This is a genomic window from Kitasatospora sp. NPDC097691 (assembly GCF_040302665.1).
Lineage (GTDB): Bacteria > Actinomycetota > Actinomycetes > Streptomycetales > Streptomycetaceae > Kitasatospora.
In genome coordinates, this window is the sequence record NZ_JBEORY010000030.1 from 75,472 (window position 1) to 92,081 (window position 16,610).

19 protein-coding genes are annotated in these 16,610 nt (G+C 71.7%); 10 read left to right on the forward strand and 9 right to left on the reverse strand.

The window, feature by feature from the left end:
* The first annotated feature begins 43 nt into the window (after positions 1 to 43).
* From ABTY56_RS21850 to ABTY56_RS21860, 3 genes are read left to right on the forward strand one after another with little or no spacing between them, the layout of a single operon-like run.
* Positions 44 to 853 carry an ABC transporter ATP-binding protein gene (locus ABTY56_RS21850; protein WP_350630643.1) on the forward strand — a complete coding sequence of 270 codons (810 nt, stop codon included), beginning with the start codon at positions 44 to 46 and terminating at the stop codon, positions 851 to 853.
* A gap of 2 nt (positions 854 to 855) precedes the next feature.
* Positions 856 to 2,253 (forward strand): hypothetical protein, encoded by a 1,398-nt coding sequence (locus ABTY56_RS21855; protein WP_350630663.1) that lies wholly within the window; start codon positions 856 to 858, stop codon positions 2,251 to 2,253.
* A complete protein-coding gene (locus ABTY56_RS21860) occupies positions 2,250 to 2,816 on the forward strand; it encodes a hypothetical protein (protein ID WP_350630644.1) in 567 nt (188 codons plus the stop codon). Before ABTY56_RS21855 ends, ABTY56_RS21860 begins: the two co-directional genes overlap by 4 nt.
* Before the next feature lie 409 nt (positions 2,817 to 3,225).
* Here ABTY56_RS21860 and ABTY56_RS21865 read toward each other — a convergent pair whose 3' ends face one another.
* Positions 3,226 to 3,789, reverse strand: coding sequence for a ricin-type beta-trefoil lectin domain protein (locus tag ABTY56_RS21865; protein WP_350630645.1), 564 nt, complete (start codon positions 3,787 to 3,789; stop codon positions 3,226 to 3,228).
* 181 nt (positions 3,790 to 3,970) lie between these two features.
* Here ABTY56_RS21865 and ABTY56_RS21870 point away from each other — a divergent pair, with 181 nt between their 5' ends.
* Positions 3,971 to 4,621, forward strand: a complete 651-nt coding sequence (locus tag ABTY56_RS21870) for a hypothetical protein (RefSeq protein ID WP_350630646.1) — start codon at positions 3,971 to 3,973, stop codon at positions 4,619 to 4,621.
* Positions 4,622 to 4,780: 159 nt separating this feature from the next.
* On the opposite strand, the gene ABTY56_RS21875 is transcribed toward ABTY56_RS21870, so the two are convergent.
* From ABTY56_RS21875 to ABTY56_RS21890, 4 genes are all read right to left on the reverse strand, one after another.
* A complete protein-coding gene (locus ABTY56_RS21875) occupies positions 4,781 to 5,833 on the reverse strand; it encodes a M4 family metallopeptidase (RefSeq protein ID WP_350630647.1) in 1,053 nt (350 codons plus the stop codon).
* A 171-nt stretch (positions 5,834 to 6,004) separates the two neighbouring features.
* Positions 6,005 to 6,913 (reverse strand): MmyB family transcriptional regulator, encoded by a 909-nt coding sequence (locus ABTY56_RS21880; protein WP_350630648.1) that lies wholly within the window; start codon positions 6,911 to 6,913, stop codon positions 6,005 to 6,007.
* Positions 6,914 to 7,007: 94 nt separating this feature from the next.
* The gene (locus ABTY56_RS21885) at positions 7,008 to 7,175 is read right to left on the reverse strand and encodes a hypothetical protein (RefSeq protein WP_350630649.1); all 168 of its coding nucleotides are present in this window, start codon (positions 7,173 to 7,175) and stop codon (positions 7,008 to 7,010) included.
* Positions 7,176 to 7,579: 404 nt separating this feature from the next.
* The gene (locus ABTY56_RS21890) at positions 7,580 to 7,924 is read right to left on the reverse strand and encodes a helix-turn-helix transcriptional regulator (RefSeq protein ID WP_350630650.1); all 345 of its coding nucleotides are present in this window, start codon (positions 7,922 to 7,924) and stop codon (positions 7,580 to 7,582) included.
* Between the two features lie 172 nt (positions 7,925 to 8,096).
* On the opposite strand from ABTY56_RS21890, the gene ABTY56_RS21895 reads away from it, so the two are divergent.
* Positions 8,097 to 8,390 (forward strand): hypothetical protein, encoded by a 294-nt coding sequence (locus ABTY56_RS21895; protein ID WP_350630651.1) that lies wholly within the window; start codon positions 8,097 to 8,099, stop codon positions 8,388 to 8,390.
* A complete protein-coding gene (locus tag ABTY56_RS21900) occupies positions 8,383 to 8,757 on the forward strand; it encodes an STAS domain-containing protein (protein WP_350630652.1) in 375 nt (124 codons plus the stop codon). Before ABTY56_RS21895 ends, ABTY56_RS21900 begins: the two co-directional genes overlap by 8 nt.
* Positions 8,758 to 9,065: 308 nt before the next feature.
* Here ABTY56_RS21900 and ABTY56_RS21905 read toward each other — a convergent pair whose 3' ends face one another.
* On the reverse strand, positions 9,066 to 9,668 hold the full coding sequence (locus ABTY56_RS21905) for a LysE family translocator (protein WP_350630653.1): 603 nt from the start codon (positions 9,666 to 9,668) through the stop codon (positions 9,066 to 9,068).
* 136 nt (positions 9,669 to 9,804) lie between these two features.
* On the reverse strand, positions 9,805 to 9,981 hold the full coding sequence (locus ABTY56_RS21910) for a hypothetical protein (RefSeq protein ID WP_350630654.1): 177 nt from the start codon (positions 9,979 to 9,981) through the stop codon (positions 9,805 to 9,807).
* A gap of 103 nt (positions 9,982 to 10,084) precedes the next feature.
* Here ABTY56_RS21910 and ABTY56_RS21915 point away from each other — a divergent pair, with 103 nt between their 5' ends.
* Positions 10,085 to 11,182 carry a serine hydrolase domain-containing protein gene (locus ABTY56_RS21915; RefSeq protein WP_350630655.1) on the forward strand — a complete coding sequence of 366 codons (1,098 nt, stop codon included), beginning with the start codon at positions 10,085 to 10,087 and terminating at the stop codon, positions 11,180 to 11,182.
* An 81-nt stretch (positions 11,183 to 11,263) separates the two neighbouring features.
* On the opposite strand, the gene ABTY56_RS21920 is transcribed toward ABTY56_RS21915, so the two are convergent.
* Positions 11,264 to 11,953 carry a rhomboid family intramembrane serine protease gene (locus tag ABTY56_RS21920; RefSeq protein ID WP_350630656.1) on the reverse strand — a complete coding sequence of 230 codons (690 nt, stop codon included), beginning with the start codon at positions 11,951 to 11,953 and terminating at the stop codon, positions 11,264 to 11,266.
* A 550-nt stretch (positions 11,954 to 12,503) separates the two neighbouring features.
* Here ABTY56_RS21920 and ABTY56_RS21925 point away from each other — a divergent pair.
* Positions 12,504 to 13,391, forward strand: a complete 888-nt coding sequence (locus tag ABTY56_RS21925; protein WP_350630657.1) for an RNA methyltransferase — start codon at positions 12,504 to 12,506, stop codon at positions 13,389 to 13,391.
* A 246-nt stretch (positions 13,392 to 13,637) separates the two neighbouring features.
* Positions 13,638 to 14,117: a hypothetical protein gene (locus tag ABTY56_RS21930; RefSeq protein ID WP_350630658.1), complete on the forward strand. Its 480-nt coding sequence runs from the start codon at positions 13,638 to 13,640 to the stop codon at positions 14,115 to 14,117.
* A gap of 154 nt (positions 14,118 to 14,271) precedes the next feature.
* Here the strand turns inward: ABTY56_RS21930 and ABTY56_RS21935 are convergent, their stop codons facing one another.
* Entirely contained in the window at positions 14,272 to 15,597 is a 1,326-nt protein-coding gene (locus ABTY56_RS21935) for an alpha/beta hydrolase (RefSeq protein WP_350630659.1), read from the reverse strand.
* Between the two features lie 67 nt (positions 15,598 to 15,664).
* Between ABTY56_RS21935 and ABTY56_RS21940 the strand changes: the two genes are divergently transcribed.
* A complete protein-coding gene (locus ABTY56_RS21940) occupies positions 15,665 to 16,282 on the forward strand; it encodes a TetR/AcrR family transcriptional regulator (RefSeq protein ID WP_350630660.1) in 618 nt (205 codons plus the stop codon).
* Positions 16,283 to 16,610 lie beyond the last annotated feature (328 nt).

The following is a 16,610-nucleotide window of genomic DNA, read 5'->3' on the forward strand; positions in this document are numbered from 1 at the left end:
CCTTGACGCTGTGAACCCCTCCTCGACCCCCGAAAGGGACCGCATGAAACCCCTGACCAGCGCGGCCGACACCGCGCCGAAGACCTACGCCTGGGAGATCCGGGCCGGCGGGCTGAAGGTCCGCGTCGGACGCAAGAAGATGGCCGTCGACGGGCTCGACCTCTCCCTCGGCACCGGCACCCACGGTCTCCTGGGACCCAACGGGGCAGGCAAGACCACCCTGATCCGGACGCTGGCCACCGTACTGCGCCCCACGGAGGGCGAACTGGAGCTGCTCGGCACCCCCGTCGGCGGGCTGGCCGACCACCGGGCCCTGCGGCGCCGGATCGGCTACCTGCCGCAGGACTTCGGCTACTACAAGCGCTTCACGGTGCGCGAATTCGTCGAGTACATGGCCTGGTTGAAGGAGGTGCCGAAGGCGGAGGTCCCTGCGGCCGTCCAGCGGGCCGTGGAACGGGTGGGTCTCGCGGACCGTGCCGACCACCGGATGAGGACCCTGTCCGGCGGCATGGTGCGACGGGCCGGCATCGCCCAGGCCATCGTCAACGACCCGGCGGTGCTGCTGCTGGACGAGCCGACGGCAGGTCTGGACCCGGCACAGCGAATGCGTTTCCGCGAACTGCTGCAGGAACTCGGCCGGGACACCTGCGTGGTGGTCTCCACCCACCTGGTCGAGGATGTCGCAGCCGCCTGCTCGGACGTGGTGCTCTTCGCCGACGGCCGGCTCGTCTTCCAGGGCACGCCGGACGACCTGGCCGCGGCGGGAGGCCCCGAGCACCCCGGCGACAGCCCCCTGGAGCGCGGCTACTCGGCGCTGCTCCGCGACTCCGGCCGGCCGGGAGGCATCTGGTGAACGTGTACGGACGTGTCCTGCGCACCGAACTGAGGCGTTCCGCCGCCCCGTGGCCCGGCGCCGTCGTCCTCGTCGGCAGCCTGGCGGTCTTCTTCCTGATCGACGGGATCTGGTGGAAGGGCACCGCCGGGTGGACGGCCCAGTGGACCTCCATGGCCATGTGGACCCGCTACCTGCTGGGCTTCTGGTTGCCGCTCGTGGTGGGCATCGGCGCGGTGTACGGGCTGCGGGAGTCCCGTTCGCGGATGACCGAACTGCTGGTGACCACACCGCTGCCGGCCTGGCGCCGTGCGGCGCTCCCGGCCGGCGCGACGGCGCTCGCGCTGGCGGCGGGCTTCGGCCTGCTGGTCCTCGCCGGAGGGGTCCAGGTGGCGCTCGGCCGGACCGACTACGCGCCGTCCGGCTGGCTGCCGATCTCGCTGGTGGCGGTGCTGGCCCTGGTCGCGGGGGCCGTGTTCGGGATGGGCGTCGCACGGGCGCTGCCCCACGTGCTCACCCCGCCCGCCCTGGTGGTGACCTTCGTGCTGCTGGTGGGCCTCCTGCGGCCGCGCACGGAGGGTCTGGTGCCGTCGGGCAGCGCGCCGAACCGGCTCGTCCTGCTGTCCCCGGTGGTCGCGGAGCCGCGGGAGATGCTGCTGACCCTGTCCGGCGCCGTGCACCTCGGGCAGACGCTCTGGCTGCTCGGTCTGCTCGCCACCGGTGTCGCCCTGCTGTCGGCCGTGACCCGGCGGGCTCGCCTGCTCGCGGTGCTGCCCGTCCTGTCCGGTGCGGTCCTGGCGCTGCTGGTCCTCCCGGCGGAGCCGCGCGACAGCTACGTCGTCGACACGGCCGCTGCCGCCCCGGTCTGCGACGGACCGGTCTGCGTGACCCGGGCGAACCGCGCCCGTCTGGACGAGCTCGCGGCGCGCGGCACCGAAGCGCTGAGCGTGCTGCGCGGCGTCCTGGGCGACCGGGCTCCGCACACGGTGCGCGAGGACAGCAGGCTGCGCGCGCTCGGCGACGTCCGCGAACTCTCCGAGGACGTGGTGCTCGTCGACTTCGACGAACGGGTGTTCGCCGACGCGAAGGGTGAGGCACTGACCCGCGCCCTGATCTCCCAGGGGCTGGCGCCGAGTTGCCGCGGGAACAACGACCGGGAGGGCGGCGGAGGCGGTGACGTCGCGCTCCAGAGCATCGCCGTGAGCTGGGCTCTGCACGACCCACAGCTCCGACCGCTGATCGAGAAGGGCACCGACGCCTACGCGCAGAAGACCTGGGCGGACGCCGACGCGGCTTGGCAGAAACTGATGGCGGTCTCACCGGAGGAACAGCGCTCCAGGATCATCGGACTGCGCGCCGGCGCCTTCTCCTGCGCGCCCGGCGATCCGCTCCTGCTGCTGGCGGGGGAGGCGTCCCGATGAGGTGGTTGAACCTGTACGCCCGGTCACGGCAGATGCCCGGATCGGCCGCCGCGGTCGCCCTCGTCACACTGGCGGTGTGGACCCTCGTCGAGCCCGGCCCGGCGGACGTGGCGATGGCGGTCCTCGTCCTCACCGCGCACGTGGCGGCGGCCTCGGTCGGGCTCGGCGGGCCGGACGTGGTGCTGGAGCGGACGGCGGCGATCCGGTGGATGCCCCGCCGAGTGGCGCACGTCCTGCTGATCGGTACGGTCGCCGCCGTGGCGCTGCTGACGGTCCAGACGGTGGGAACGAAGCTCGCCCCCACGGGGGTCGTCGTCCGGGACACCGCGGGCCTGGTCGGTCTGGCCGCTCTCGGGGCCGTACTGTGCGGCGCGCACTTCGCCTGGACCCTGCCGACCGGCTGGCTCGGCTTCACCCTCTTCGTCCCCACGCCGGACGGCACCGTCGGGGAGATCGTGAACTGGATGCTCTTCCCGCCCGGCACGACGGCGTCGGCCTGGACCGCGTGGGTCCTGTTCGCGACCGGCACCGCGGTGTACGCCGCGACGGGGCCGCGCCGCTGACCATCCGGCCCGTACGCCAACGGTGACCACGCCGCCGGTGCCCCGTCGTCGATGTGCTGGAGCAGGCTGCGCGCGACGACACGGTCCTTGCCCGACGGCGTCGCCCGGAACCCGTGCGTCCACAGCGCGTGGGCGGCCTGCCGCTCGGCCTCCTCCAGACCCGTGGACTCGGCCGGCAGCCTCGCGCCCCTCGTCGACGAGGAACCGGCGGACCGGATGACGCATGCAGAGGTGGCACTGGGCCCGGCCCGGCCGCTCCCGTGCCGGGCACCCGCCGGTCGCGCTGGTCGTCACCGGCGCCGGACCGGTCGCGCTGGCGAGGCGCCAGGAGGCGGTTGCCGAGCTGTCGGCCGGGGGTGGCCGCGTGCCCGGCCGGAGTTCTTCGCCGGCCGGGCCGGGGGGCCTGGTGTCAGGCGGTGGTGAGCTTCCAGCGCTCGTTCGGTGACGAGGGGCCGACGATGTCGTGGACCCCGATGGGTGTTCCGGCGTCCTCCTTGCGGTAGGCACCGACGTAGACGTCGTCGGTGTGGTCCTCGATGGTGTGGCCGGAGCGAAGGAGGGGCTCGCCGCGGAACTGGGAGTTCTGGAAGGTGAAGTCCTGCGTGGTGTTGTCGGGGTCGCAGGGCAGGGTCTGCAGGTACAGGAACCTGCCGTCGGGGACGACCTGCAGGCACTTGTCGGGGTAAGCGGCCGGGCGGATCCGGCGGGTGGTGGTGTCGACGTTCCAGGTCTGCCAGGTCTTGTGGCCTTCGGTGCAGGGGCGGGTGGTGACACCGTAGGGCTGGGCGTGCCCGGTGATGGTGTTGACGAACCCCGAGCCCTCCACGGTCAGGCACTGGCCGTGTTCGGCACTCTTGATGAACTGGCCGGCGTCCTGGGCGTTCGCCGGCGTGACGGAGGCGGAGCCCGCCAGGGCGAGCCCGGCCGCGAGGGTCGGCAGCATCTTCTTGATCATGACCGGTCCAACGATCATGCCGGGCTCGGGACACCATCGAACGGGTTGCCGATGCCACGCGGACGGGGCGTGACGCCCGATCTTGGTGACGGTTGCCGCGCCTCGGTGGCGCCTGTCGCGCTTCGCCACGAACTCGATCGCCGAGCAGAAGGCCTCGGCACAGCTGGACTCGAACAGACATTCGAATTAGTTTGGGAGTGTGACCAGCGCCGTTCCCTTCTCCCGCCCCGCGCACCCCGCCCCGGTGCCCGGCGACGCCGAGCGGGCACCGCGCGAGCTGATGACGCTGCCCGGCGCCCACCGGGACGTACGGCGCTGGCGCCTGGTCGAGATCCGTCAGGGCGGCCGGTGGCGCCCCGGGCTGCTGACCGTGTGGCGCCGCCCGCCCGGCAGCGCGGTCTGGGTGGTCCACGTGCGCTGGGCCGACGACGCGACGGCCGACGGCATCGACGCGTGGGGCTGGTTCCTCTTCGACGAACACCGCATCCGCCCCCTCCCCGAGCCCGACAATCCCGCACCGGCCCACGAGCCGTACTACGGCACCTGGCGCGACGCCGTCGCCGTCCCGCGCGAACTCGCCGGCCCACCCACCGCCACGCCCGACGAGTCCTGCTGGCGCCTGGCCTGGCTGCGCACCGGCGGAGGATGGCGCTCGGCGCTGGTCACCGCCCGGCGCCGACCCGGCCCCGGACTGCCGTGGATCGCCTACGCCAGGTGGGGCGAGGACAAGGACGCTGCCTGGGTGATCGCCGACGACATCGTCGTGCGCCCGCTGCCCCGGACCGAGCACACGGCCGCCGTCACGCCGCCGGCCGCCGGCGCGGCCCGCGACGAGACGGCCCACCCGTGACCACAGTGGCCCGGTCGGCGGCAGAGCGCCGCCTGCGCCTGGCCGACCTCCTGGACCAGACCTCGCCCGACACCCGCGCGCGCCGCGCCGCTGCCCGGACCCTGCCCGTCCTCGGACAGGTCGCCGCCCGTGTTCCCGCCGGCCCCGGCTTCCCCTGCCTCAGGTGGCGGGCACTCCGACCGTCGACCATGCCTTGAGGAGAGCCTGGATCTCCTCGCCGTCGTCGCCGTACAGGCTTCGGGCGCTCGCGACGGTCAGTCGCGCGAAGTCGGCGAACGAGGCGTCGGAGGCGAGTTCGCCCCCGGTCAGGGTGGCGTACCAGATGTGTCCGGCCCGCTCCCAGGCGTGACCGCCGAGGGTGGTGGCCAGCTGGTAGAAGGCGTGGTTGGGGATGCCGGAGTTGATGTGGACGCCGCCGTTGTCCCGGGGGGTCCTGACGTAGTGGTCCATGGAGGCCGGCTGGGGGTCCTTGCCGAGCAGATCGTCGTCGTAGGCCGTGCCCGGGGCCTTGAGGGAGCGCAGCGCCGTGCCGGGGAAGCCCGGGCCGAGCATGTCGTTGCCGATGAGCCAGTCCGCCTGGTCCGCGGTCTGGCCGAGCGCGTACTGCTTGACCAGCGAGCCGAAGACGTCCGACACCGACTCGTTGAGTGCGCCGGACTGCCCGTAGTTCTCCAGGTTGGCGGTGTGCTGGATGACGCCGTGGGTGAGTTCGTGGGCGATGACGTCCAGCGCGAGGGTGAAGTCGAGGAAGAGGTCCCCGAAGCCGTCGCCGAGGACCACCCGCTCGCCGTCCCACAGCGCGTTGCCGTACTTGTCGCCGTAGTGGACGGTGGCGTCGAGCGGAAGCCCGGAGCCGTCGATCGACCGCCGGCCGTACACCTTGAGGTAGAAGTCGAAGGTCGCGCCGAGCCCGTCGTGTGCGCGGTTGACCGTCTGGTCCTTCGAGGGCTGGTCGCTCTCGGCGTGCACCTTCGTGCCGGGGGTTCTGTCCTGGTGCCCGGCGTCGTAGACAGTCCGTTGCGGCTTGTCGGACGGGGTGCCGCCGGGGGTGTCGTTGCCCCGGGTCGATGCGACCCGTCGTTGGGTACGCAGCGCGGCGTCGTGTTCGAGTGTCCGCCGGGCCGGCTCGTACACGACCGGGTCGTCGGACTGGGCGAGCTTGTCGAGGATGTGCGGCGGGATGATCGCGCACACGGGTGTTGTGGTCTCCATGCACCGAAATCTGCCACAGGGTGATCGCGCTGTCGCTCGGCGCGACCGGGCTTTGGTCGTCCCGGCCGACTGTTGAACTCGTAGCGCGCCTGACCTGCGCCGCGCCCGGCTGGATGGGGCTGCCAGTCGGCCTGCGGTGAGACAGATGAGACAGCCGGACTGTTGGCGTGATCAATTCAGGTGAGGGGTGGTGCCGGGGGCTGCGGTGTAGGCCGTCAGGGTCAGGCCGGGCTGTGCCGGTAGCTCCATGGCGTCGAATTCGAGGGTGAGGTCGCCGACGGCGGGGTGGTGGAAGGCTTTGCGGCCGCTGTGGTGCAGGCGGACGTTGTGTTTGGCCCAGGCAGTGCGGAACTCCTCGCTGCGGGTGACGAGTTCGCCGATCAGCCCGGTCAGTTCGGCGTCGTGCGGGGCGCGGCCGGCCTCGGTGCGCAGCAGGGCGACGGTGGTGTTGACGCCGACTTCCCAGTCGGGGAAGAAGTCGCGGCCGGCGGGGGTGAGGAATTGGGTGCGGGCGATGTTGGTGGTGCGCGCGGTGGGGTGGGGGAACAGGGGGAGTAGAGGGCGCGGGCCGAGGGTGTTGGTGTCGAGGCGGCCGTTGCGGATGAAGGCCGGGGAGCCGGTCATGGAGGCCAGGACACGCAGGACGCTGTCCGGGAGGGCTCCGGCGGGGCGTTTGTGGCGGCGGGTGGGGCGTTTGGCTGCGGCGCGGGCGAGGTCGAACAGGTGGGCGCGTTCGGCGTCGTCGAGTCGGAGGGCGTTCGCGACGGCGTCGAGGACTTCTTCGGAGGCGCCGGCGAGGTGGCCGCGGTGCTCGGCTTCCTCGTCGTCACCTTCGGCGCCGTCGTCGTCAACGTCACCCTGCCCTCGATCCGGCGAGACGTCGGCGGAGGTATCACCGGCCTGCAGTGGGTGCTGGACGGCTACACGCTGATGTTCGCCGCGCTGCTGCTGTCGGTCGGCTCCCTTGCCGGCCGGATCGGCGCCCTCCTCGCCCGGCCCGCCGGCTACCTGACCGGCATGCGCGAAAGCCTGCTCATCGCCGCCGCCGTCACCCTCGCGGCAGCCGCGGCCAGCTTCCACCTTGCACCGAAAGCCACTCGCGGTGTGCCCGTCGGTCGGTTCCGACGGGGGTCGGCTGACGGACGTGGGGGCGGTGGCGCCGGTGACGGCGCCACTATCGGGTGGTCCGACGGCCGCTGTTGCGGAACCGTGCGCCACCGAGCGCGAGGGCGATGAGGAGGACCAGGATGCCGACGAACAGTAGGTAGAGCAGGCCTTTCGCGGCCACGCCGATGAGGCCGAGCACGATCGCGACGAGTACCAGGAAGAGGATCCAGGCCATGAGGTGCACCTCCGGTCGGCGATCTGACGGCGCGGGGCCCGCCGGTGAGCACCGTGCCCGGCGGCCGGGCGGTTCGGCTCCGGGCGGGCTCCGTCGTCCACAACTGTCGGAGGCGGGTGCCCATCCGGCGGCAGTTGACGCATCGCGTCGGCGTCCGCCTCGGGGAGGTGGTCGCCATGGCACACGACGCGCCCCGCGGGGCGCCGGTCTTCCCGGACCGTTCGGGCCGATGGTGAGGAGGAGGCCATGGTGGTGGAGCGGCAGACCGGACTCGGCCCCACAGGCGCCCCCGCCTTGCGGAGTGCGCGGTCCGTGAGGCCGGCGGGCCTGATCCACGTCCTGGATTCCGGAGGCTGCCCGATCCCGGACACCGCAGCCGGCGTCCGCAGAGCGGGTGGCCGAGGTCAGCCCCGGGGCGTGGTGGATGCCGGATTCTCGTGGTCCGGTCGCGGGTCCTGGCGCAGGAGGGCGGCGAGGAGCTCGGAGACGGTGGGGCCGGCGTCGGCGGGGTGGCGCAGGTGCTTGCTCGCTATGACGCTGTAGTGGTTGGTGCGGCCGCGGCGTTCGTGGCTGAGGTATCCGGCCTGTTCGAGGTCGGTGATGATGCGCTGGACGGCCCGTTCGGTGAGCAGGCAGAAGGCGGCGATGTCGCGCACCCGGATGCCGGGGTCGCGGGCGATCTGGACCAGGACCCGGGCGTGGTTGGTCAGGAAGGTCCACTGCCGCTCGGGCGCCGTTCCGTTCTCCATGCCTCCACGATAGGACCTTGGTTTCACGGCAATCAAAACCGGACAGCAGATTCGTGTAATGGTTGACATGTTCGGCAATCGGGCGAACAGTGGAGGAACCGCAGCCCGTACCGCTTCCGCAACCTGTACCGCGCGGCGGCCCCGTGTTGGGAGATGGTGTGCCGTGGATCCGATGAGCAGGGACGAGCTGGAACGGCTCAGGGCCCGGCTGGCCGAGCGGATCGGCCCGCCACGCGGGCACGGCGAGGACGCCGACCCGATGGAGCCGCTGCGCCGGCAGGTGCGCCACGCGGTCACCGGCATCGACGCCTACCTCACCGCGGTCGAGGCGGGAAACGGCACCCTTGTGGGGCTGCGCGAGCGGGCCCTGGACCTGTGGCTGGGCCTGGAACGGATCGTCTCCGAGCGGCCCGACCCGTCCACCGACCCGGGCCGGGTGCCCGCGCAGCCCGCGCCCCTTGAGTGAGGAGAGCACCGTGCTCGCCTGCCTGAAGTCCGAGACCGTCCGCGTCGGCGACGCGCTCGTCTGCTCCTTCGCCGGCGACATGACCCTGGACACCGAGGACATCGCCGACCTGGCGCTGGCCGCCGCACTCGACCATCGCCCCGCGCTCCTCGCGATCGACCTTTCCGGCGTGGAAGCGTTCACGTGCACCGGCCTCAACCTGCTCCTGGCCGCCCGCAGCCGCGCGCTGGACGAAGGCGTCCCGCTCGTGCTGACCGCACCCTCGCGGCAGGCGTTGCGGGTGCTGAAGCTCACCGAGACCGACACACTGTTCCGCGTTCACGCCACCACCCACGATGCCCTCCGCCTGTCCACGGTCCCCGCCTGAGCGCATCGCCCCACCCGCTGGGTGGGCAACGCGGCAGCGGCCCGTGCACACCGGAGCCCACCTGCCGCCGGAGCGCGGCCGCGCCGGCAGCCCGGCACATCGTCCGTGAGCAGACCGCTCCGGCGGCCGGCGAGGGCCTCAGCCTGACCGGAGCGCCCGGGCGGGGAGAGGCGAACGGTCGAGACCGGCCTCGGCCGCGAGCCTGCCCGAGGTCTTTCAACAACCGGTGCGGCGGGCGGCGGCACGGGAACGGTGATCGGTTGACGACGCGTCGGCTCGGCGGGGTGCTCTCCCGCAGCGTCCGGCTGTCAGGGCAGGGCGACCGCCGGGCCCGTGCGTTCGGTGGCGATCCGGATGGCGAAGCCCGTCAGGGCGGTGCCCATCGCGTAGCGGTGCAGGCGCTGCCAGAGCGGGTGTCGGGCGAAGAACCCGGCGACGGAGCCGGCCGTCACGATGAAGAAGGCGTTGCCCGCGACACCGACCGCGATCTGGGTCAGTCCCAACACCAGCCCCTGCAGGCCGACGTGGCCGCGTGCCGGGTCGACGAACTGCGGCAGCAGCGAGATGTAGAGGATGGCCACCTTGGGGTTGAGCAGGCAGGTGAGGAAGCCCATCATGAAGAGCTTGCGGGGCCCGTCCGGCGCCAACTCCTGGGTGCCGAAGGCGGATCGGCCGCCAGGACGGACGGCCTTCCAGGCCAGCCAGAGCAGGTAGCCCGCGCCGGCCAGCTTGATCGCCAGGTAGATCTCCGGCACCAGCGCGAAGACGGTGGCGATCCCGGCGGACACCGCGAGGAGGTAGGCCAGGAAGCCGAGGCAGACGCCGGCCAGCGAGGTCAGCCCCGCCCGGCGGCCCTGGGAGATCGAGCGGGAGACCAGGTAGATCATGTTCGGCCCCGGTGTCAGCACCATGCCGAGTTCCACCGCCGCGATCCCCGCTATTGCTCCCGGCCCGATCACAGCACTACCTCCGTACGCCCGTTCGTCTGGGCGCAACCTAGCAGCTCAGGGCCATGTGACGCTCCGTCGGGGCACTCGCTGCGGCGGGTCAGGAGTTCTCCCACGTCACCGTGAAGGCGGTCCCGGACCCGGTCAGAACGCCCGGGGTGGCCTTGAGGGTGCCGTCCTCCCTCTTCATGGTGATGGTGGTCGGGTCGAGGTCGCCGAACGGCTTTCCGTTGGCGCGGCACCTGTCGAAGGCGATCGGGACCACACCGGCGGGCATGCACTGTGAGCCGGATCACGGTTGAGGTTGACCCTGGGGCAGGGTGGAGGCTCGTCACAGCGGCAGGGCGCCGCACCCGGCACCACCGATGTGAAGGAGAACCATGTCCGTCAACCTTTCCGTTCAGGGGCAGGACCGTCCGCAGCTGCAGACGGCGATCGAGGAGCTGGTCGAGGCCGGATTCCTCGGCATCCAGCTCCGGGTGAACGACGAGCAGGGCGAGTGGGTCGGCAGCGCCGGTGTGCGGGAGCTGGGCCGCAGCGCCGAGCCGCTGACGGAGGGGCACTTCCGGATCGGCAGCAGCACGAAGAACTTCGTCGCCACCTCGGTGCTCCTGCTGGTGGCCGAAGGCCGGATCGGCCTGGACGTCCCGGCCGCCGACTACCTGCCGGAGTTCGGCCTCGACCGGCGGATCACGGTGCGGATGCTGCTGCAGCACACCAGCGGGATCTTCAACCACACCGGCGAGCTCTACGAGGACGGGACGATCGTGCCGGGGGTCCCCTGGCAGGGCAAGGAGTGGGTGGACAACCGGTTCAGGACCTACCTGCCCGAAGAGCTGGTGCGGCTGTCGCTGTCCAGGCCGGCCCGGTTCGCGCCGGGCGCGGGCTGGAGCTACGCGAACACCAACTACGTGCTGGCCCGGCTGGTGGTCGAGAAGGTCACCGGCCGTCCGTTCGCCGAGGAGTTGCAGCGGCTGGTCCTGGGGCCGCTGGGGATGACCGGCACCGTGGCGCCGGGAGCCTCGCCGGAGCTCCCCGAGCCGCACAACCACGGCTACTACCGCTACGAGGACGCCGGGCAGGAGCGGACGGTCGACGTCACCCGGCAGAACCCGTCCTGGGTCGGCGCCGGTGGCGACATGATCTCGACCACCCGGGACCTGCACACGTACTTCTCCGCCCTGATGGGCGGCCGGCTCCTGCCGGCCGGGCTGCTGGCCGAGATGCGCACGCCGGAGGCGACCGTCGGCTACGGCCTGGGGGTGTTCGCGCAGGAGGCGGAGGGCGGCACCGTCTTCCACCACCACGGCGCCACCATGGGCTCGGCGGCGCTGATGTACGGCAGCGCCGACGGCACCAGGACCCTGACCGCCGGGCTGACCTGGGTGGACGACGCCGACCTGTCGATAGCACCGGCCTTCGGGAGCGCCCAACAGCGTTTCCTCGACGAGGTGTTCCGCGTCAAGCCCGGCCGATGAGGAACGGGTCACGATCGGGCAGGCGGCGGCGTTCGCCGGCGTCACCGTCAAGACGGTGCGGCACCACCACGAGCCCGGCAGCTACCCGGCGACCTGCCGGGCGGCGTGGCCCCAGGGCCGGGGCGCGCACACCAGCCCGAGCAGGCACCCCGCCACCAGCCCCGCACCGTGGTTGTTCCGCAGCAGACACAGGAACAGCCCACAGGCCGGGATGAGCAGAACGAACCACGAGACCTGCCACCGCCCGCGCAGCAGACAGCCCACGGCCAGGGCGCCCAGCAGGCCGCAGATGGCGACCGAGTCGCCGCCGCCGCTGGGCGACCAGCCCGACAGGCTCACCACGTGGGCCGCCACGCCGGAGACCAGGAACACCGTCAGGCTCCACCCGCGCCCGAGCACGGACTCGGCCACCGCCCCGATCACCAGCAGGGCCGAGAGGTTCATCGCGATCTGCGCCCAACCCGAGGACTGCACCAGCAGCGCCGTCCCGGCCCGCCACCACTGACCGTCCGTCAGCGCACCCGGGCGGCGCCCCAGCTCACCGATCACCGACGGAGCCACGGACTGGACCACCGCCATCACCGCCATCACCACGAACAGCGCGGACGTGACCCACGGCCGCCGCGCCCACGCCGCGCGGACCACCGCCACCACCTCGCCCGGCCCGCCGCCGTCCCCGGCCGCGGCTCCCCCCACGAGTACCAACGTCCGCAGCCCCACACCCACCACCACGGCAGCGCTCGCGTACAACCCGATCACATGCGGCGACATCGCCCCACCCCCGTTCGACACCCCGGGGCACACCGCCCCGGCCGACCGCCCATCCTTCCGGTGTGACCAGGCCGCCCGCCAGAGCCGAAGATCATCGGGCGGGCGTGACATCCGTCATGCCGATCCGCCGCTCACACTCGGACCGGGGAATCCCGGGCCGCGGTGCGGGGCACCGCGGCCCGGGAGCCGATCGCCTCGGCGATCACAGCTCTCGACGGAGCCGTCGCCGTCCTCGACCGGCACGTCCCGGCCGCCTGCCGTCAGGACTTGGCCGGCTGCCTCATCGACCTCGGCCGCATCGACGAGGCCGTGGCGGTCCTCCGGCAGCGCAGCCCCCCAGTGGCCCGAACCGGCGCCCGGCCACGTGGTAGGGCGAGCCCCCGGTTCCGACCGTCCGGCACGCCTTCTCCTGAACGGTTTGACGGGCGGTTTGCGTCCTCGCTGCCACGGGCCGGTCATGATCTTGCGGGTGTAGTGTCTTCGAGATGTGCCGATGCGGACTTCGTCGGGGTGGAGCGCACGGCAGACGGCGGTCGACTTTGGGGGTCAGATGCCGGCGGTTCGGCGGATCATGTCGCGCAACGCTCGCTTCCAGCAGTGGGAATCACTGCTCGGCAACCGCAACAAGCGGACGCGGGCTGGAGAGTTCCTGGTGCAGGGCGTACGTCCGATCTCCTTGGCGGTCCAGTACGGCTGGCCCGTCCGGGCGTTGATCTTCGACTGCAAGCGAAAGCTGTCGCGGTGGGCGGAGGAACTGCTGCGGACGGTCGACGCCGAGCGGATCGCCATGGCACCCGAGATGCTGGCGGACCTGGGGGAGAAGAACGAGAGCGCGCCGGAAATGGTCGCCGTGGTGGAGATGCCGGCCGACGATCTGAGCCGGCTGCAACGGGCCGGGAGCAACTTCCTGGGTGTCCTGTTCGACCGGCCGACCAGCCCTGGCAACATCGGCAGCATCATCCGGTCCGCGGACGCCTTCGGTGCGCACGGGGTCATGGTCTCGGGCCATGCCGCGGACGTGTACGACCCCAGGGCGGTTCGGGCCAGTACGGGATCCCTGTTCGCACTGCCCGCCGTGCGCGTGCCGTCGCCCGACGACGTGATGGCCTGGGTCGGCAAGCAGCGGGTCCACGGGCAGTCGATCGCCTTGGTCGGCACCGACGAGAAGGGTGACTGCGACGTCTTCGACTTCGACTTCACCCAGCCGGTGCTGCTGCTGATCGGCAACGAGACGTCGGGGCTGAGCAACGCCTGGCGGGAGTTGTGCGACCACACGGTCAGCATTCCGATGCACGGCTCGGCGAGTTCTCTGAACGCGGCGAACGCCGCGACCGCGGTGCTGTACGAGGCTTCGCGGCAGCGGCTCGCCGCCGTGAATCGCCCGGCCTCGCGCGTCGATCTCGCCGACCGGCGCTGCAGCGGGGCACCGACACCCTGACCATGGGAGGGACTGACCCCCCCCACACACACACAGGGACCGACACCTGCGGCGCCGGCTCCCGTCCCTCGCGCGGCGCCTCCTGCTCTCCTCGATGGGGTGCAGCGGTACCCGGCGAGCCACGCCGTATCCAGGCTCTTCCATTTCGTTCCTCGTAAGGCGAAACGTGGCCGGGACACGGCGTGTTCTGCCTGTCAGTCCAGGTCGGCGTCCGACGGAAGCGGCAGGGAGGCCCCATGTGTCGAGGTGGGCGTCGGCCTCGGAGGCTTCGGCGGCTTCGAGGGGGCCGGTTTCGAGGTGGGCGTCGGCTTCGGAGGCTTCGGCGGCTTCGGGGGTTTCGAAGGGGCCGGTGTCGAGGTGGGCTTCGGCGGCTTCGGTGGCTTCGAGGGGGCCGGCTTCGAGGTGGGCGTCGCCTTCGAGGCGGACGGCGCCGGGCGGCGGTCCGTGGTCTGGGCGGCAACGGCGTTGCCGTGGGCGTCGTGCGGTGGAGATGCGCCGGCGACGCTGACGGCAACGCATCCGGTAGCCAGGATTCCGGCTGCCGCAGCTATGGCGATTCCTGCTTTCATCATTCCTTTTCCGGGGATGGGCTGTTGGGCTGTTGGTCGGGTGGGCCCGCGGCCGGGGGAGGGGGCACCGCGGGCCTTGGCGATGTGCGCCGGTACACGCGGTGACCTCTGGTCACCAGTCGGCGGAGGCGTGTCGGAGCAGGTCAGGGGCGGGTGAGAATGGTCGCCGCTGGCCCGGTGGGACGGCTGTGGTGGGCAGAGCCTGCGGCAGGACGACACCGCTCAAGACCGACCACACCTCCGGTGGAACCACGGAGGCTTGGGCCCCCGATGGTGGAAACGCCCGTCGAACCGTCCTGGGTTCACCGTCCTCATTTGTGGTCGTGCAGGAAGGCGGGGATCTCGTCACGAGTCGGGTAGTTCGGCAGGGGCGCCGGCTTGTCCTGAAGGAACGCGGTGATGACGGCTGCGGCTCGGTCGTCGTTGTCGTCGAGGCCGTTCCACATGTGGTGTCCGACTCCGGGCATGTACTGCGTGCGCTGGATGGCGGGGTCGTCGGCGAGGATGGTGGTCTCCCATTGACGGACCTGGGAGGAGCATTCGGCGATCATCAGCATCGCGGGGGTCCGGGACTGCCTCAGTTGTGGTGCGATGGAGGGCGAGTCCTTCACCGTCTGCTGGATGCGGAGGCTGGCGGCGGGGCTGAAGGAGAAGTTCTGCGCACTGTCCTCGACGGGGATGCGGTGCGCGTCGCGCGCGCAGTAGGCGGACGCGGTGTCGCTGCCGAGGTCGGCGGCGGTGAACGCGTTGTCGCCTTCGGCCTGTCCGACCAGTGCGTTGTGAGGGGTGAGGAGCCCGAGTCGCAGGAGACCGAACGCCACGGCGTACCGGGGGACGTTCGTCGATCGTGGTCCGGTCATGGCCGGTGCGAGGTCGCGCGCGGACTCCCGTCCCTTCTGCCCGGTGATCCCGGTGGTGGGACCGTCCACCGGGCCGGGTTCGGCGATGATCGCCCGGTGCAGGCGCGTGGCGGCGTCGGGGTCGGCCAGGGCCCGGGTGAGCACGACCGCGCCTGACGAGAATCCGAGGACGTCGGTCGTGCCCCTGCCCAGGCGGTCGATGAAGGCGGTGAGGTCCTGGACCGACCTGGAGATCGTGTACTGGTCCATGGGGAGCAGGTCGCTCCGTCCGCCGCCGGCCTGCTCGTAGGTGTAGACGTCGTAGCCCTGCTGCGCGAGGAGCTGCAGGAACCGGTGGTCGAGCAGCGAGATGCCGCGGACCGGTCCTCCGTTGAGGTACACGAGCGGGATGGCATGCCCGGCGTCGGGCTTCGCGGGCGGGTAGTGGTACACGGCGACACGGCTGCCCGTGGCCAGGCTCCAGTGCTCCGTGGCCACGAAGGGCAGGGCCGGCGGGTACTGCCGGGCCGTGGGCGCGGTCGGGACGCACACCGACGCCGTCAGCGCCGCCGCCGCGATCACCGGCAGGAACGGCACGAGCCGCGCCGCCCGGGTGCGACGGCGACTCCGCCACAGTGCGGCTGCGGTTCCGACTCCGAGGGCCAGTAACCATGCGGCGAGCCCTGAGCCTGCCCCGTCCGTGAGGACGACGAAGGTGAGGAAGGCGACGACCAGCGTCGCGAAGGCCGCCAGGGCCAGCGACATGCGGCCGGCCAGGCGGATGGCAGAGGTGGGCAAGGCGGACCCCCAAAGTTTCGGAACGCTGTTTCAAAACGACGTTATCAGAGGGGGTAGGCTTCTGGCCGTGGGTAGGCCCAGAACAAACGACGAGGCCGTCAAAGAGCGGCTTGTGGAGTGCGCGACCGAGATGCTCGCCACCCGTCCGCGGGAGTCGGTCACCGTCCGCGCCGTGGCCGCTGCGGCCGGGACGTCGACAACGGCGGTGTACTCGCTGTTCGGCGGCAAGGACGGGCTGATCGGCGCGGTGCGCGACGAAGCCGTTGCCGGCCTGTTCGAGGCCGTGACGGCGGTGCCGACCTCCGAGGACCCCCTCGCCGACATCTACGCACTGGCCGTGGCATACCGGCGATGGGGGCGCGAACACAGCAACCTGTACTCGGTGCTGTTCGGTGGAGTGCAGTCCTTCGAACCGTCGGAAGCGGTCGGTACGAGTGACCCCATCGGGCCGCTCACCGCAGCGATCGACCGGGCCGTGACAGCGTCCGACCTCGACGGCCCGGCAACGTCGATCGCCCTCTCGCTCTGGGTGACCCTGCACGGGCTTGTGACACTCGAACTTGCCGGGGCATTCGACGCGCCCACAGCGCAGGCCGCGTTCCGGTCGACGATCCACGCCACGCTGCGCGGCTGGGCGACTCCGGCGGCATTCAGCAGACTTCGCCAGAGCGAACTGGCTCCTTGACAGAGCTGGGCAACGGCCTCCGAAGCGGCGTCAGGCTTTGGAGGCAATCCACTTGGTGTCCGGTGCCACCCCGTAGCCGAGGGAACCGGCCATGGTGGGGCCCGCCGGGTCCACCGCGAGCCGATGCAGGCCTCGGCCTGCGTCGGCTGCGGCCGGTTTCGGGGCACAGGGAAGCACGAGTCGGGGTCGCAAGGCTCTCAAACGCCCAGCCTGGATAAGGGCCCGGGTCATCCCCCAGGGCAGCGTCGTTCTGTGGATGTGTCCGGTTTGGTCACGTGATGCAGAGGGTGGCGAGCGGGCGGTGGGGGTCGCGGGCATGATGGCGGAG

Excerpts from the sequence above, each read along its gene's own strand:
- ABTY56_RS21850 (WP_350630643.1), top strand. The coding sequence starts at position 44 with ATGAAACCCCTGACCAGCGCGGCCGACACCGCGCCGAAGACCTACGCC.
- ABTY56_RS21860 (WP_350630644.1), top strand. The coding sequence starts at position 2,250 with ATGAGGTGGTTGAACCTGTACGCCCGGTCACGGCAGATGCCCGGATCG.
- ABTY56_RS21865 (WP_350630645.1), bottom strand. The coding sequence starts at position 3,789 with ATGATCGTTGGACCGGTCATGATCAAGAAGATGCTGCCGACCCTCGCG.
- ABTY56_RS21875 (WP_350630647.1), bottom strand. The coding sequence starts at position 5,833 with ATGGAGACCACAACACCCGTGTGCGCGATCATCCCGCCGCACATCCTC.
- ABTY56_RS21885 (WP_350630649.1), bottom strand. The coding sequence starts at position 7,175 with ATGGCCTGGATCCTCTTCCTGGTACTCGTCGCGATCGTGCTCGGCCTC.
- ABTY56_RS21890 (WP_350630650.1), bottom strand. The coding sequence starts at position 7,924 with ATGGAGAACGGAACGGCGCCCGAGCGGCAGTGGACCTTCCTGACCAAC.
- ABTY56_RS21895 (WP_350630651.1), top strand. The coding sequence starts at position 8,097 with ATGAGCAGGGACGAGCTGGAACGGCTCAGGGCCCGGCTGGCCGAGCGG.
- ABTY56_RS21905 (WP_350630653.1), bottom strand. The coding sequence starts at position 9,668 with ATGGTGCTGACACCGGGGCCGAACATGATCTACCTGGTCTCCCGCTCG.
- ABTY56_RS21910 (WP_350630654.1), bottom strand. The coding sequence starts at position 9,981 with ATGCCCGCCGGTGTGGTCCCGATCGCCTTCGACAGGTGCCGCGCCAAC.
- ABTY56_RS21915 (WP_350630655.1), top strand. The coding sequence starts at position 10,085 with ATGTCCGTCAACCTTTCCGTTCAGGGGCAGGACCGTCCGCAGCTGCAG.
- ABTY56_RS21920 (WP_350630656.1), bottom strand. The coding sequence starts at position 11,953 with ATGTCGCCGCATGTGATCGGGTTGTACGCGAGCGCTGCCGTGGTGGTG.
- ABTY56_RS21925 (WP_350630657.1), top strand. The coding sequence starts at position 12,504 with ATGCCGGCGGTTCGGCGGATCATGTCGCGCAACGCTCGCTTCCAGCAG.